Annotated in this window: 13 protein-coding genes; 4 read left to right on the forward strand and 9 right to left on the reverse strand. The window is 61.6% G+C overall.

The window, feature by feature from the left end; translation table 11 throughout:
- Nucleotides 1-6: 6 nt before the first annotated feature.
- The 5 genes from entH to entC are packed head-to-tail and all read right to left on the reverse strand — an operon-like array spanning nucleotide 7 to nucleotide 4,833.
- Nucleotides 7-420: a proofreading thioesterase EntH gene (gene entH, locus HF679_RS11845; protein WP_123755909.1), complete on the reverse strand. Its 414-nt coding sequence runs from the start codon at nucleotides 418-420 to the stop codon at nucleotides 7-9.
- On the reverse strand, nucleotides 421-1,176 hold the full coding sequence (entA, locus tag HF679_RS11850; protein ID WP_123755908.1) for a 2,3-dihydro-2,3-dihydroxybenzoate dehydrogenase EntA: 756 nt from the start codon (nucleotides 1,174-1,176) through the stop codon (nucleotides 421-423).
- Nucleotides 1,176-2,027 carry an isochorismatase gene (locus HF679_RS11855; protein ID WP_123755907.1) on the reverse strand — a complete coding sequence of 284 codons (852 nt, stop codon included), beginning with the start codon at nucleotides 2,025-2,027 and terminating at the stop codon, nucleotides 1,176-1,178. The genes entA and HF679_RS11855 overlap by 1 nt, the downstream gene beginning before the upstream one ends.
- A 13-nt stretch (nucleotides 2,028-2,040) precedes the next feature.
- Nucleotides 2,041-3,648 (reverse strand): (2,3-dihydroxybenzoyl)adenylate synthase EntE, encoded by a 1,608-nt coding sequence (entE, locus tag HF679_RS11860; RefSeq protein ID WP_123756227.1) that lies wholly within the window; start codon nucleotides 3,646-3,648, stop codon nucleotides 2,041-2,043.
- A gap of 9 nt (nucleotides 3,649-3,657) precedes the next feature.
- A complete protein-coding gene (gene entC, locus HF679_RS11865; RefSeq protein ID WP_123755906.1) occupies nucleotides 3,658-4,833 on the reverse strand; it encodes an isochorismate synthase EntC in 1,176 nt (391 codons plus the stop codon).
- A 247-nt stretch (nucleotides 4,834-5,080) separates the two neighbouring features.
- Between entC and fepB the strand changes: the two genes are divergently transcribed.
- Entirely contained in the window at nucleotides 5,081-5,980 is a 900-nt protein-coding gene (gene fepB, locus HF679_RS11870) for a Fe2+-enterobactin ABC transporter substrate-binding protein (protein WP_154143608.1), read from the forward strand.
- A gap of 48 nt (nucleotides 5,981-6,028) precedes the next feature.
- Here fepB and entS read toward each other — a convergent pair whose 3' ends face one another.
- Nucleotides 6,029-7,270: an enterobactin transporter EntS gene (entS, locus tag HF679_RS11875; protein ID WP_123755904.1), complete on the reverse strand. Its 1,242-nt coding sequence runs from the start codon at nucleotides 7,268-7,270 to the stop codon at nucleotides 6,029-6,031.
- 237 nt (nucleotides 7,271-7,507) lie between these two features.
- Here entS and fepD point away from each other — a divergent pair, with 237 nt between their 5' ends.
- Genes fepD through fepC form a run of 3 tightly spaced genes read left to right on the forward strand, consistent with a single transcriptional unit; the run spans nucleotide 7,508 to nucleotide 10,295 of the window.
- A complete protein-coding gene (gene fepD / locus HF679_RS11880; protein WP_123755903.1) occupies nucleotides 7,508-8,515 on the forward strand; it encodes a Fe(3+)-siderophore ABC transporter permease in 1,008 nt (335 codons plus the stop codon).
- Entirely contained in the window at nucleotides 8,512-9,504 is a 993-nt protein-coding gene (fepG, locus tag HF679_RS11885) for an iron-enterobactin ABC transporter permease (protein WP_187042998.1), read from the forward strand. The genes fepD and fepG overlap by 4 nt, the downstream gene beginning before the upstream one ends.
- On the forward strand, nucleotides 9,501-10,295 hold the full coding sequence (gene fepC, locus HF679_RS11890) for an iron-enterobactin ABC transporter ATP-binding protein (protein ID WP_154143480.1): 795 nt from the start codon (nucleotides 9,501-9,503) through the stop codon (nucleotides 10,293-10,295). Before fepG ends, fepC begins: the two co-directional genes overlap by 4 nt.
- 110 nt (nucleotides 10,296-10,405) lie before the next feature.
- Here the strand turns inward: fepC and entF are convergent, their stop codons facing one another.
- The 3 genes from entF to fes form a co-directional block, all read right to left on the reverse strand.
- Nucleotides 10,406-14,287, reverse strand: coding sequence for an enterobactin non-ribosomal peptide synthetase EntF (gene entF, locus HF679_RS11895; RefSeq protein ID WP_187042999.1), 3,882 nt, complete (start codon nucleotides 14,285-14,287; stop codon nucleotides 10,406-10,408).
- Nucleotides 14,288-14,297: 10 nt separating this feature from the next.
- The gene (locus HF679_RS11900) at nucleotides 14,298-14,501 is read right to left on the reverse strand and encodes an MbtH family protein (RefSeq protein ID WP_123755899.1); all 204 of its coding nucleotides are present in this window, start codon (nucleotides 14,499-14,501) and stop codon (nucleotides 14,298-14,300) included.
- A gap of 98 nt (nucleotides 14,502-14,599) precedes the next feature.
- Nucleotides 14,600-15,853 carry an enterochelin esterase gene (gene fes / locus HF679_RS11905; RefSeq protein ID WP_227540131.1) on the reverse strand — a complete coding sequence of 418 codons (1,254 nt, stop codon included), beginning with the start codon at nucleotides 15,851-15,853 and terminating at the stop codon, nucleotides 14,600-14,602.
- Nucleotides 15,854-15,952 lie beyond the last annotated feature (99 nt).

Below are 15,952 nucleotides of genomic sequence, written 5' to 3' on the forward strand. Positions count from 1 at the left end.
GGGGAATCAACCCAGTACGGCGGTGCCCAATCGGCAGGTACAGCAGCGGCGGCCGCGTTCATCGAACACCGCAATTTCCCAGCTCTGGCTCTGCCGCCCGAGATGCAGCGGACGGCACTCGCCGCGCACGCGACCGCTGGATACCGCCCGATGGTGGGTGGCATTCAGCTCGGTGCCGACCACGCACTGACCCTCTTCGGTCATCAGCCAGCCGGCCATTGACCCGAGCGTCTCCGCCAGCGCCGCGGACGCTCCGCCGTGCAGCAGACCAAACGGCTGATGGGTGCGGGCATCCACCGGCATCTCCGCCTCAATCAACCCGTCTTCCAGGCGGGTATAGATAATCCCCAGATGCGCCACCATCGTATTTTCACTGGTCGCATTCAGCGCCTCCAGCGTCAGCTGACGTTTCCAGGCCATTTATGCCCCCAACGTCGAGCCGCCATCGACCACGATATCCTGCAACGTGATATGGCTGGCGTGAGCGGAAGCGAGGAACAGGATGGTGCTGGCAATCTCCTGCGGGCGGGCAATTTTGCCCAACGGGATCCCGAGCTTAAACTGCTCACCAAACCCGCGAATACGGCTCTGCTCGGCATCATCGCTGACCCACAGCGTGCGCTGCATATCGGTATCGGTGGAGCCCGGAGAGACCAGATTACAGCGGACGCCGGATCCCGCCAGCTCCAGGCCGACGGTCAGCGCCAGGCTTTTCAACGCCGCCTTTGAGGCGCCATAGGCGCTCATCCCGATGCGCGGCGTATGCGCCGCATCGGAAGCCACGGTAACAATCGCCCCGCCCTGCTGACGACGGAACTGCGCCATCGTCTGCTGGAACAGGTTAAAGGCGCCGCCGACGTTGACCGCAAAGGTCTGCTGCCACGCTTCCTGGCTCAGCTCGTCGGTAGCCCCCATGCGCAAAATGCCCGCCGCATTGACCAGCACATCGAGCCGGGCGATCTCCGCCAGCAGTCGTCCGCACACCTCAGCCACCTGCTGCGCATTCGCGACATCCAGCATCTGGGTGGCAAACGGGTAGTCCTGCCCCTCAAAAGCAAGGTCAAAGCCGGTGACGTTAGCCCCGGCCTCGGTGAATGCCAGCGCCGTGGCGTAACCAATGCCTTTACCGGCGCCGGTCACCCACACGGTCTGTCCCTGAAAATCCAGCGCGGCCATTATTTCACCTCACGGCTGAGCAGCGCCCACCAGGCATCAAGGGTCGGTTTTTTCGCCAGCATCACGAAGTCGATGTCGCCGTGCACTCTACGCCAGCGCGCGGCCAGCGCCATCATGCGCACCGAATCCAGCCCGTAGTCGATCAGGTTTTCATCGTCCATCGGTTCATCGGACTCATCCAGCAACGGCAGAATCAGCGCCCGCAGCGCCGCTTTCGACGTCGGCAGCGGCAGCAGCTCTTCGGTCATCAGCACCCGACCGCAGCGACCGGCCACATACTTCAGCGACATCAGGTGCTCTTCACGGCTAAAGTCAGCCAGCGCATCGGCAACGAAGAACGGTTTAATATCCCGCATAAAGGCGTCGGTGGCGGTAGTCATACAGCCGATATGGGCATAGACGCCGGTAATGATCAGCTGATCGCGGCCGCTCTCTTTTAAGATTGCCTCCAGCGGCGAACGATGAAACGCACTGTAGCGCCACTTGACCAGCACGGTGTCGTCTTCATCCGGCGCCAGTGCCGCAATCACCTGCTGCTGCTCCGGTGAACGGGTCAGGCCCGGTCCCCACATATCATTGAGCAGCGCGCGATCTTCATCGCTCTGGTCTTTCGGCTGGGCGGTGTAGAACACCGGAATATCGTTCTGTTTGCAGAAGTCACGCAGGGCGGCAATATTGGCGACCACTTTCGCCATCATGGCGCTGTCTTCGCCCCAGAAATTGAGGAAATACTCCTGCATATCGTGGATCAGCAGCGCGGCTCGGGACGGCTCAAAGCGCCAGTCCACTTTGTTTGCCGGGATATCGTTCGCTTCCGGCAATGCGTAAGCCTGTAATTTAGGGATGGCCATTCTGTCTTCTCCTTCAGCCCGGCTTGCGTTCGGCCAGTTGCTGACGTAATTGTTTTTTATCGACTTTGCCCACCGGCGTCAGCGGCAGCGCATCTACGCACTCCACGCGATCCGGAAGTTTAAATTCTGCGACCCCCTGCTCACGCAGGAAGCGGCGCACCGCCACCGCGCGCAGCGGGGATTTGACCACCAGCCAGGCGCAGCTCTTCTCGCCCAGCAGGTTATCTTCCATGCTGACCAGCGCGGCATGGATCACCTCCGGGTGGCGCAGCAGCAGGTTTTCCACCTCTTCTGCCGCGATCTTTTCGCCGCCGCGGTTGATCTGATCTTTCTCACGTCCCTGCACGGTGATGTACCCGTCCTCGTCGATCGAGATCAGATCCCCGGAGCAGTAGAAACCGTCCGCATCAAAGGCATCGGCATTGTGCTGCGGGCTTTTGTAATACCCGCGGAAGGTGTACGGCCCGCGGGTCATCAGACGGCCCACTTCACCGCGCGGCAGCGGGTTACCCTCGGCATCCGCCACCCAGACTTCATCGTCCGGGCACATCGGGCAGCCCTGGGTATTGATGATGCGCTCCTGGCTGTCGTTGAGACGGGTGTAGTTCACCAGCCCTTCCGCCATGCCGAAAACCTGCTGCAGCAGGCAACCAATCTCGGTCTGGATCCGCGCCGCCAGCGTCGCCGACAGGCGCGCGCCACCGACCTGCAGCAGCTCCAGCGAACGCAGTTGCTGGTTGCCGGCCCCTTCGCGGATCGCCTGTAACCACAGGCTAACCGCCGGTGGCACCAGCGATGCCACGTTGATCTGGTGCTGCTCAATCAGCGGGAAACACAGCGTGGCGCTGGGATCGTTGGCCAGGATCACCTGACCGCCGGCGAGAAACACCCCAAGGGAACCCGGCGAGCTCATCGCGTAGTTATGGGCGGCGGGCAACGCATTCAGGTAGCGTGTCCCGGCGCTGATGCCGCAAATTTCGTTGCTGCGGCGGATGCTGTAGTCGTAGTCGTTATGGGTGCGCGGGATCAGCTTGGGCGTGCCGGTGCTGCCGCCGGAGAGCTGGAAAAAGGCCACTTCATCGGCAGGCGTGGGGTTGGCAATAAAGTTATCCGCCGGCTGGGCGATCGCCGCCGCCAGATCGTATTCGCCACGATCGTTACGTAGCAGTACCACCCGCACCGATGCATGTTGATCCACAAAACCGTTCAGAAACTGGTCGTCGGCAAACAGCGCATGCTCGCGATCGGCAATCAGCAGCGCCGGCTCGATCTGGCTGGCGTAAGCAGTAAGTTCGCTGCGTTGATGGCTGAACAACGCATTCACCGGGGCCACCCCGATGCGCAGCAGCGCAAACAATGTAATGTAGAACTCGGCGACGTTACCGAGCTGCACCAGCGCGGTTTCGCCACGCTTCAACCCCATGCGCTGGAGCGATGAGGCCAGGTTATCCACCTGTTGATTAAACTGGCGATAGCTGTGGCGGGCGTCACCGTCGATAATCGCGATAGCGTCGTTATTGGCGTGGCGGGTAATCAGATTGGTGAGCGGCAGATCCTGCCAGTAACCTTTTTCGCGATAGCGGGCGGCAAAGCTCTCCGGCCAGCGGGTAAATTCAATCATCATCGCCTCTTAATTCAAGCCGAACACGTTCAGCATGGTCGTCAGTTTGACGCCGGTTTCGCGCCACTCACCCAGCGGGGAAGAGGCCGGGACAATCCCTGCGCCAGCGAACAGACGCAGCGTGCGCTGGTGCAGACGGGCGCAGCGAATCGTCACCACCCACTCACCGTTACCTTCGTCATCACACCAGCCGACGATGCCGCCAAACAGCTGACGGTCAAACGGTTCCAGTTCGCCAATCAGGCGTTTCGCCACCAGGTGAGGGAAACCGCTGAGGGCCGGGGTCGGGTGTAACAGACAGGCCAGCGACATCGCGTTTTCCTGTGCCAGCGCCGTGCCTTCAATCGGCGTCGCCAGATGCCACAGAGTCGGCGTGTTGACCAGCTGTGGCGAGTCAGGCAGCGACAGCTCGCGGCAGCGCGGTGCCAGTACCGATTTCATCGCCTGGGTCACCAGTTCATGCTCATGACGATCTTTTCCTGACGCCAGCAGTTTGTTGCCGGCTTCACGATCCAGTACATCATCCGGCTGACGACGGGCCGAACCGGCCAGCGGCAGGGAGCTGAAATGCTCGCCTTCTTTACGCAGCAGCAGCTCCGGGCTGGCGCCCAGTAGCACGCCGCCATCCGATAACGGCACGTGGAAGTTAAAGCTGGCAGGGTTTTGCGCGATCAGGCGCTCAAGCAGCGCACCGCTGTCGACGCGATCGCGGGTGGTGATATCAATCAGTCGCGACAGGACGACCTTGTCGACTTCCGGCGTGGCGGTCAGCGCGGCAGCGCGTTCGACCATCGCCATAAAGGTATCCTGCTGCGGAATTTCCTGGCGTTCCACCACGTCCATCGGCGCCTGAACCGACGCGTAGCGTGCAGACTGTTGCTTTGCGGTACGGGAGAAGTTTTCCCAACGCTCGGGGATAAACAGCTCAGACGGTTGATGGGTATCAAACGGAATGGCGCCGACCATCACCGGTTTACGGATCCCGGCGGCCTTCGCCTCCCGGAATGCAGCCGCCATCTTATGCTGGAAGGTGCCGTCGAGCGACGCGCCATCCGCAGCAGAATGGTTAAAACGGCTAAAACATCCCGCAGTACTGAAACTGCGGTACGGCGACATAAAGAAGAAGCTTTCCGCTGACAGGGTCATTTTTTGTTCCCGCACATCCTCGGCCAGTGACGTTTCCATATCATCCTCCAAAAACGATAAAGATATTACGAATAATTATCATTTATATTTTGGTTGGCTAACCTAAAAGGTATTGCCTGGCATGTCAACCATACAAACAGCATGTTGTGCTACTTAGACTTGCATCCGCACGGTACAAAGTTGAAAATGAGACGCATTTATTTCAACCTAATCAGGATGCGAATTCGTGAATTTGTCCACTTTTTGCCGCCGTACCTTGCTGGCCTGCGGGCTGACCATTTTAGGAATGTCCTCAGTGCTGGCCGCCGACTGGCCGCGCCAGATAACCGATAGCCACGGCGTGCATACGCTGGAAAGCAAACCTCTGCGGATCGTCTCCACCAGCGTGACCCTCACCGGCTCCCTGCTGGCCATCGATGCGCCGGTTGTCGCCAGCGGCGCCACCACGCCAAACAACCGCGTAGCTGACGACCAGGGTTTCCTGCGCCAGTGGAGCAGCGTCGCCAAAGCGCGCAAGCTGACGCGTCTGTATATCGGCGAGCCCAGCGCCGAAGCGGTGGCGTCACAGATGCCGGACCTGATCCTGATTAGCGCCACCGGCGGTGATTCTGCGCTGGCGCTGTATGACCAGCTGTCGACCATCGCCCCGACGCTTATCATTAACTACGATGATAAAAGCTGGCAGGCGCTGCTGACCGACCTCGGACACATCACCGGCCAGGAGAAGCAGGCCGCCGAGCGTATTGCTGAATTTGATAAGCAGCTCGCCACCCTGAAGCAACAGATGAAACTGCCGCCGCAGCCGGTAAGCGCGTTGGTTTATACCGCCGCCGCCCATACTGCCAACCTGTGGACACCGGCATCTGCCCAGGGCCAGATGCTTGAACAACTGGGCTTCACCCTCGCCACCCTGCCTGAGGGGCTGCATGCCAGCCAGAGCCAGGGGAAACGCCACGACATCGTACAGTTAGGCGGGGAGAATTTAGCGGCGGGACTCAACGGCCAGAGCCTGTTCCTGTTTGCCGGTGACGAGAAAGATGCCGGGGCGATTTACAGCAACCCGCTGCTGGCGCACCTGCCGGCGGTAGAGAACAAGCGCGTTTATCCGCTCGGTATCGAAACCTTCCGTCTTGATTACTACAGCGCCATGCTGGTGCTGCAGCGTCTCTCTTCTCTGTTCGGCTAACGTCCCTTCCCGGCTGGCGCAACGCCTGGCTGGGATATTTCCATCGACTTAACTTTCGCTGACCGCTTCCGGGCGCTGGAACCGACGCAGTTCGTTCAGCAGTCCCATCAATATCACGCCGACAATCACTAACGCCCAGCCGCTGGCGCTCGCCGAGGCCATCGGGGTCATCATCGCCCCCAGCCCGCCCAGCAAGGCCGCGCCAATGGCGTCGCCGGTGACGTTCTGCGCGGTCCACAGGCCGTTAATACGCCCGAGCATCGCTTCCGGCGTCTGGGTCTGAATCAGGGTGTACTGCAGCAGCGAACTGATGGCGCTCAGCCAGCCGAACAGCGCCAGACACAGTGCCCCCAGCGCCCAGACCGGCATCACGCTGAACAGCGCAATCGCCACGAATGAGCCGACCGTGGTCATCAGCATCAGCGCGCCCGGCCGGGCGGTTTGCGCCAGCTGACCGCTGGTCAATGCCCCAAGCGCAGCCCCCAGCGGGATCGCCGCATACAGAAAGCCGATCTGCGAGGCTGACATCTGCCAGCCGTCGGCCAGCGCCGGATACAGCACCCGCACCGCGCTGGCCATTGTCAGCAGGCCGCCGAGCAGTGCAATCCCGCCGATCAGCGGACTATTGAAGAGGAATTTCAGCCCCGCCAGCAGCGACTTCAGCGGGTGCTCTCGCGGCTGCGGCGGCGGTGGCAGCAGCGGTAGGCGCAGCAGGGTCAAGGTGGTAATAAAGGTGCCTGCCGCCGCGAGGCCATAGTTCCAGGCCACGCCGCCGGTGGCCAGCAGCAGACCGCCGATCATCGGCGAAATCACCGAGCCCAGGCGTACCGTCAGCATGGTGATCGCCCCGGCCTGCATCAGGTTTTCGCGCCCCACCAACGCCGGTGTGGCCGCCAGCAGCGCCGTGACCCCGAGCGAAGCAAAGAAACCGTCCCAGATGCCCAGCAGATAAATCGTTATCAGCGAGGGTTCAGGCAGCAGCGCGTTGAGACACAGCCCGACAAACCCGATTCCGCAGGTGCCACGCGCCAGCAGAATCAACCGTTTACGCTCGTAGCGATCCGCCAGTACTCCGCCCACCATCAGACCGACAAACATCGAGCAGCCGGTCAACGTGACCGACAGCCCTACCTGCCAGGTCGAGTGGGTCATCATCTGGATTTGTACCGGGATCGCCACGCCCAGCAGGCCCAGCGATAAGATTGAGATAAAACGGGCAATAAAGACGGCGCGAAACGCCGGGTGGGTCTTCAGCAGGCTGAGGTTCAGCAGCCGGGATTGTCGGTTCATTACAGCGCCTTGTTATTATTTTCCATCTACGCGCGATCCTTCAGGCTGCGTCTTTGTTGGCTGCACTTTTTTAACCCGGTCATACGGTTAGCGTTACTTCCAGGCAGGTGTGCGTGTGGCGCCGCGATGCATTCTGATTGATTTTGCGTATACCATTCTTGTGGGCGGCCATGCTAACATAACTGAATAGAATCGATAACGATAATTACTATCATTATCATATCAGGGATGTGAATTATGTCGTTTCCTGTGACCAGGGTGCGCGCCGTTGCCGTACCTGGTCTGTTACTCGTCTTAGCCGTGGCTATCGCCCTCAGTCTGCTCGTCGGGGCCAAACCGCTTCCATTGCACGTCGTTGTGGATGCCCTTTCGGGTACCTGCCGCACCGCCGACTGCACCATCGTACTCGATGCCCGACTGCCGCGAACCCTGGCGGGGCTGCTGGCAGGCGCCGCGCTGGGCCTGGCGGGTTCGCTGATGCAAACCCTGACCCGTAACCCACTGGCCGACCCCGGCATACTCGGCGTCAACTCGGGCGCCAGCTTTGCCATCGTGCTGGGGGCGGCGCTGTTTGGTATCCACTCTCCGCAGGAACAGCTGCTGATGTCATTTTGCGGCGCGTTTGGTGCTTCGCTGCTGGTGGCCTTTACCGGCAGCCAGGGAGGCGGCCAGCTCAGCCCGGTGCGCCTGACGCTGGCCGGCGTGGCGCTGGCAGCCGTGCTGGAAGGACTCTCCAACGGTATTGCCTTACTCAACCCTGAAGTTTATGACCAGCTGCGTTTCTGGCAGGCCGGCTCGCTGGATATCCGCACCCTGCAAACGCTGAAAATCGTCCTGCTTCCGGTGCTGATCGCCGCCGCCGTCACCCTGCTGTTAAGCCGGGCGCTGAACAGCCTGAGCCTTGGTAACGATACCGCCACCGCGCTCGGCAGCCGGGTCGCTCGCACCCAGTTTATCGGCCTGCTGGCCATTACCGTGCTTTGCGGTAGCGCCACCGCGGTGGTTGGCCCCATCGCCTTTATTGGCCTGATGATGCCGCACATGTCACGCTGGTTGGTGGGCGCGGACCATCGCTGGTCGCTGCCAGTAACCTTACTGGCCACTCCTGCCCTGCTGCTGTTTGCCGATGTCCTCGGCCGCCTGCTGGTCCCCGGTGAACTCCGGGTATCGGTGGTCAGCGCCTTTATCGGTGCGCCGGTGCTGATCTGGCTGGTACGCCGCCAGTCGCGTGGAGGTGCAATGTGAAAACGCCTTCCCGCCGCCTGCTGCTCAGCTGCCTGATTCTGCTTGCCGCCAGCCTGATCGTCTCGCTTTTGGGACTCGGTAGCGGTCTGGTGCCGCTCAGCATCAATCAGGTCGTTTCCGCCCTGCTGGGGGATGCGCCGCGCAATATCACCATGGTAGTGACCGAATGGCGTCTGCCGCGGGTGCTGATGGCGCTGCTTATCGGCGCGGCCCTTGGCGTCAGCGGCGCTATTTTTCAGTCACTGATGCGCAACCCCCTCGGCAGCCCGGATGTGATGGGTTTCAATACCGGCGCCTGGAGCGGCGTGCTGGTGGCGATGGTGATGTTCGGCCAGAACCTGACGGCTATCGCCCTGGCGGCGATGGTTGGCGGCGTGCTGACGGCGCTGGTGGTCTGGCTGCTGGCGTGGCGCAACGGCATTGAAACATTTCGTCTGATTATTATCGGTATCGGCGTGCGCGCGATGCTGGTTGCCTTCAACACCTGGCTGCTGCTGCGCGCCTCGCTGGAAACCGCCCTCTCCGCCGGGCTGTGGAATGCCGGTTCCCTCAATGGCCTGACCTGGGGTAAAACCTGGCCTTCCGCGCCGCTGATTATGCTGATGCTGGTATGTGCCGCGCTGCTCGTTCGCCGCATGCGCCTGCTGGAAATGGGCGATGACACCGCCTGCGCGCTTGGCGTGCGGGTTGAACGTTCCCGTCTGCTGATGATGTTGGTAGGGGTGGTGCTCACCGCCGCCGCCACCGCGCTGGCCGGGCCAATTTCGTTTATCGCTCTGGTGGCGCCGCATATCGCCCGCCGCCTGAGCGGCACCGCGCGCTGGGGATTAACCCAATCGGCGCTCTGCGGCGCGCTGCTGCTGGCGCTGGCGGATTACAGCGCCCAGCGTCTGTTTATGCCCTATCAATTACCGGTGGGCGTCGTGACCGTCAGTCTCGGCGGCATTTATCTCATCGCGCTGTTAATTCAGGAGTCCCGCAAAAAATGACCGCTGAAACGACCCGTTTGCGTGGCGACCAGCTCACCCTGGCGTACGGCAAAAAGATCATCGCCGAATCGCTGAACGTTACCATTCCTGACGGCCATTTCACCGCGATTATTGGCCCCAACGGCTGCGGCAAATCCACGCTGCTGCGAACCCTGAGCCGCCTGATGACCCCGGTCAGCGGCCACGTTTATCTCGATGGCGAGCAGATCCAGCGCTACGCCAGTAAAGAAGTGGCGAAACGCATCGGCCTGCTGGCGCAGAATGCCACTACGCCTGGCGATATTTCGGTGCAGGAACTGGTCGCCCGCGGTCGCTATCCGCATCAGCCGATGTTTACCCGCTGGCGTAAAGAGGATGATGAGGCGGTCAACAACGCGATGAAGGCCACCGGCATTACCGAGCTGGCACAACAGAGCGTCGATACCTTGTCCGGGGGACAGCGGCAGCGGGCATGGATTGCAATGGTGCTGGCGCAGGAAACCGCCATTATGCTGCTGGATGAGCCCACCACCTGGCTGGACATCAGCCATCAGATCGATCTGCTGGAGCTGCTGAGCGAGCTGAATCGCGAGAAGGGATATACCCTGGCGGCGGTGCTGCACGACCTCAACCAGGCCTGCCGCTACGCGACCCATTTAATTGCGCTACGCGACGGAAAAATCGTCGCCGAGGGCGCACCGAAAGAGATTGTTACTGCTGAGCTAATCGAACAGATTTACGGCCTGCGCTGCACGATCATCGACGACCCGGTCGCCCACACCCCGCTGGTCGTACCGCTGGGACGCCGTTAAGCAAACATCCCCGGTTGCGTTGCGCTTACCGGGGCTACGTTCAGTGATGGCATGTGGATACGGTAGCCCGGATAAGGCGCTGGCGCCGCTATCCGGGAACCGGTTCAGGATTACCCCAGAATCTCCCGCACTACCGGGCCAATCGATTCGAAGGCCTGCGGCGAGATAATCTCCACGTGGGCGCAGTTCTGGCTAAAGACCTCCAGCTCTCCCACCCAGGGACCCCACACCACCTGCGGATCCATCCCTTCCTGACGGGTTTTCTCCGCGACAAACAGCGTGGCCTTGCCGTCGAATTTCGCGCTGTGCGCGGTGGTCAGCAGACGTACCGCATCGGCATAGTTGCCCTCGATCACGCTGAACAGCTCGCCGGAGGCCTGCCCTTGCTGAGCAGCCAGGAAGACCTCGCGCTCGCGATCGATCTCCGCCAGCACTTCCGGATCCAGACCGTTGGCCTCTTTCTCCGCCCAGTTCTGCGTCTCCGGCGGCCAGGTATCCAGCAGACCGAGGAAGGCCACCGCTTCGCCGCGCTGGCGTAAACGGGCGGCGATGCCCTGCGCCAGCGTTCCTCCAAGGGAATAGCCGAAGAGGTAATATGGCCCGTGCGGCTGCTGTGCCAGCAGCGTTTGCAGATGCTGCTCGCAAACTTCATCCAGACAGGCCGCGCGCATCATTGGCCCTTCCGGTCGTGGCGACTGAATGCCGGTAATCGACCAGCGCGGGCTGAGATAGCGAGCCAGCACGCTGAACTGCCAGGCAAAGCCCGACGCCGGATGGAAACAGAACAATGTTGGTCCGTCGCTCACCCGCAGCGGCAGAATCGCATCGAAGCCCAGGCGCTGGGCCTGTTCATCGCTGAGATCGGAAGCCAGCAGCGCGCTCAGTTTTCCGACCGTCGACGCCACCATCACCTGCCCTGGAGTGACCTGACGATCCAGTTCACGGCCGAGCTGCGCCGCCAGGCGCATTGCCAACAGCGAATGACCGCCAAGGGCAAAGAAGTCGGCGTCAATATCGTTGACCTCACAGCCCAGCAATTGGCTGAACGCCTGGGCCACCGTGGTTTCAATCCCCGCCTCCGGCGGACGACCGCGCTGTTCGTTGCCGAGCGTCGGCAGCGGCAGCGCTTTGCGATCCAGTTTGCCGTTGGCGCTCAGCGGCAGTTCCGCCAGCTGAATCAGCACCACCGGCACCATATGCGGCGGCAGTTGCTCGGCCAGACGCGCTTTCAGCCCCGCGGTATCCAACGGCAGCCCGGACTCGGATACCAGGTATCCCACCAGTTGACGGGCATCGCCCCCGGTTGCTGCCGCCTGATTGAGGACGCAGGCATTCGCCACCGCCTGGGCAACATCCGGTAGCGCAGACATCACCCGATCGATTTCACCCAGCTCAATACGCTGACCGCGAATTTTCAGCTGATCGTCGCTGCGCCCGAGATACTCCACCGCGCCGTTCTCCAGCCAGCGCGCCACGTCGCCGGTCCGGTACATCCGCTCGCCGGCGGCATACGGGTCAGCAATAAAGCGCGAGGCGGTCAGATCCGGACGGCCCAGATATCCCTGTGCCAGCTGAATACCAGTCAGGTATAAATCGCCCGCCACGCCAGGAGGAACCGGACGCATGCTGGCATCAAGAATGCGCAGCCCGGTGTTCCACACCGGCCAGCCAATAGGCACGCTGTTGCCGGTCACCGCCGCCAGTTCCGCGCCACAGGCCGGATACCAGCTCACATCCACCGCCGCTTCCGTCGGGCCATACAGATTGTGTAACGGTGCGCCGGTCAATGCTTCCCATTCGCGGCACAGCCCGGTCGGCAGCGCTTCGCCGCTGCAGAAGACGCGCTTGAGCGTGCGGCAGGTCGCGACGTTTTCGCCATCCAGCGAGGCCACAAACGCGGCCAGCATCGACGGTACGAAGTGGGTCGTGGTCACGCCGTAGCGAGCAAAGAACTGCTGCATCGCCAGCGGATCGCGGTGGGCTTCCGGCTCCGCCATCACCAGCCGCGCGCCGGTAATAAACGGCCACCAGAACTCCCAGACCGACACATCGAAGCTGCATGGCGTCTTTTGCGCCACCACATCGTCGGCGCTAAGCGGGTAGTGATTCTGCATCCACAGCAAGCGGTTGACGATCGCGGTTTGCCCCACCATCACCCCTTTCGGGCGCCCGGTGGAACCAGAGGTAAAGATGATATAGGCGGTGTGATCGGCCTGTGACAGCGCCAGCGGCGCGGCATCGCCCGCCGCCAGCGGCTGCTGATAGCACAGACTTTCAAGGCCCGGAATATCACTAAAGCGCGCCAGCTGATCCTCAGAGGTAATCAGCAGGGTCGGACGCGCGTCCTCCAGCATCATGCGCAGACGGTCGTCCGGATAGCCGGTATCCAGCGGTAGCCAGGCTGCACCGGCTTCGACGATACCGTGCAGCGCGAGGGTCAGGAACACCGATCGCGGCAGCGCCACCGCCACGCTATCGCCCGGTTTCACACCGCGTTCACGCAGCAATTGCGCCAGCGCCACCACCTGCTGGCGCATTTCGCGGTAGCTAAACTGCCAGCGGGCATCCACCAGCGCCGGGGCATCCGGGGTTTTCTCCGCCTGCGCCGCGACCAGCGCACTCAGCGTGGTCACCGGAAGCGCGACGCCGGTATTATTGACCTGCGCCAGCTGTTCCGTTTCGTCGTGTGACAGCATATTGGCTTCACCGCAGCGCAGCGCCGGATCGGCGGCAAACTGGGCCAGCAGCGCAGACAGGCGCGCCACGTGGTTGCGCAGCGTCGCTTCGTCATAGCGGGCTTTATTGGCCAGCACTTCCAGCGACAAGCCACCGGACTCATCCGGGAACAGCGCCAGTTCGAGATCGTTGACCGGGCCGGTCGCTAAGGTGTGGGTCACGGCCTCAACGCCATCAATATCCAGAATGTAATCAAAGACTTTAACGTTCAGCACCGGGCCAAACAGCGGCTCATCACCGGCGGCTTTGCCGCTATCGCGGACAATCTGTTCAGCGTCGTAACGCTGGTGACGACGCATTTTTTTCAGCTGTGCGGACAGACGCAGCGCCAGCTCGGCGAGGGTTTCCTGAGCGTCGATATGCACCGCCAGCGGCAGCACGTTAAGCACCGGGCCGCTGGCGGTCAGCGCCGCGGATCCCATACGCCGCATAAAGATAAACCCGGCGGCATAATCCATCCGGCTGCATAAGCGACCGAGCCACAGGGTCGTCAGCGCCAGCGCCAGATCGGCACGCTGGCACTGCGGCAGGCTGGTCGCCAGGCGGCTGAACAGACCGGCGTCAACATCCAGTTTTAACCGCCAGATGTCGGTGCTGGTCGCACGTCCAGCCAACGGTGCAGCCGAGAGCGAGGCCGGGGACGGCAGCGCTTTTCGCTGCGCCATCCAGAACTGTTTATCCCGCTGCCAGGCATCGCTGCCGTAGTATTGCTGGTACTCTTCCACCACCTCGGCGAAAGGCGTAAAGGGAGATGCAGGCGTCTCTTCTCCACGTTGCCAGGCACGGTAAATCGCGGCGATCTGGCGGGTAATCGCTGGGAAACTGAAGCCATCTACCAGTAAATGGTGATAACGCTGATACCAGTACCAGCAATCATCCGCCACCCGTATCAGCTGGTGACACACCAGGGGATTGCCGCCATCGACCCGCAGATTCTGTCCAAGGTCGGCCTGCATTAGCGCCAGCGCGGCGGCATGGGGATCGTGCGCATCGCGCAGATCGTGAGAATCAGGTTCAGCAAAAGTACGGCGCTCATCGACCCATTGCCAGGCTTCGCCGTTATCTTCGCAAAACCGCATGCTGAGGGTATCGGCCTGCGCCAGACCGCTGACGATAGCGCGTCCCAGCAGCGCCGGGTCAAGGTTGCCGCGCAGTTCAACATAGTGGGCCACGCTCCATGCACCGGGCAGCGTAGAGAGCCGCTCCGCCATCCAGATCCCGGACTGTGCCGCCACCAGCGGTAAACGAGTGGTCATCTTCGACTCCTTAGCGTGCATGGTGTGCGGGGGTGAGGGTTGTCCAGTTCTCGGCCAGCCAGGTGTGGCATGCCTCTGAGGGCTGCGGTGGGCAGACCACCGTCCAGCCTTGCGGCAGGGCGCAGTGGTGCGGCCACAGGCTGTACTGCTGCTGTTCGTTGCGCAGAATATAAAACTGCCCTTGCGGATTATCGAAGGGGTTGCTGAATTGCATACCAAACTCCTGTCTCTACTCGCCATCCTTCACGGTACTTTGGCGCAGGCTGCCGCCATCGCGTCATCGCAATGATGTTGAGTCTGAAGCGCGCTTTGTCAGTGGTCGCGGCTCAACGGCTGCCATAGCTGGATTAATCCTGCCGTCAGCCCGCCACGCCAGCAAAGCGCATCGTGCCCGCCGTCAACCTGACGCCAGAAAATCGTCTGCTGTGTGTGTTGTAATTGCGATAAAAGCGCCTGGTTGGCGCGAAAAATCAGCGGCTCACGCTCACCGGCTTCCAGCCAGATCCGCAGCCCCTGCGGGTGAAGTTGCCCCTGGCTCAGACGCTCAATCAGCAGGCCCGTTCCGGCGCCGCCGCGATGCGGCCACCAGTAGGATCCCGACTGACTCAGGACGCAGCCAAAGCGTTCCGGCCAGTACAGCGCGGCAAACATCGCCGCCAGACCGCCAAAGCTCTGCCCGGCGACCACGGTACGATCGGCGCGGTCGCTGAAAGGGGCGATGTGATGCACCTGGGGTAATAACTCTTCCTGCACCGCCAGCCAGAAATCCGCATTGCAGGGCAGTTCCCGGCCACGATGTTCGTTATCAATGACATCAATCAGCAAGTAGACCGCCGGCGGCAGTTTTGCTTCGCGTGTCAGCCCGGCCAGCGCCGGCCAGACCGGCATGCTTTCGGCCCAGAACTGGCCATCCAACAGCACCGCCAGCGGGCGTTCTTCGGGCGCGTCATCGCCGGTGGTGTAAATCCATATCCGCCGGGTGTTGCCCAGCCTGACGCTGCGCCATTCAATGCAAACCGGCGCAGACGCGGGAGTGTTGCGCGGCGACCAGCCGGGTTGTTCCGGCGCCTGCGGGAGCTCCAGCGCCGACACCGCGTGGCCGCGCCCGCCCTTCCAGCTTTGGGGGTTTAACGGGTCGGCAATCGCCCGCGGCAGCAGTTTGCGCCAGCCTTCGCGCAACAGCATGCGGTCCGGGCTGCCGGCGTTGAAAATCTCAGGGGCGAAGTCGTCTTCACGGTCGGAGGGAATAAAGCAGTAGCTGCCGCGCCAGGTCGGCGACAGGGTCGTTTGCCAGCGCCAGGCATCGGTGCCAGGCACACGCGTTAGGGTTTGCGGTACGGCATTCTGGTGATGGTCGGTCACGCCGGTGATGTAAATCCACACTCGCCGGGTCGAGGAAGTCTCTTCGCCACCCGCCGGATCCCGCCACCAGAATGTCACTAAACAGCGGTCATCACAGGCCTCGGACTGCGGTCCGGAGAGCGTCTGCCACCATTCATCACTTCCTGTTATTAACATCCCGTTATTAACCCTATGTTTATCGTGATTTTTCTCAACAAACGTAATTTTTATTGATAATATTATTGATAACTATTTGCATTTGCAATAGCGTATTACCGCCCTTTGGGAGAGTCACTTCTAATTACACAGGTCAGCGAAGGTCAT

The sequence above is a fragment of the Enterobacter sp. JUb54 genome (assembly GCF_014298075.1).
Taxonomy (GTDB): Bacteria; Pseudomonadota; Gammaproteobacteria; order Enterobacterales; family Enterobacteriaceae; genus Klebsiella; species Klebsiella lignicola.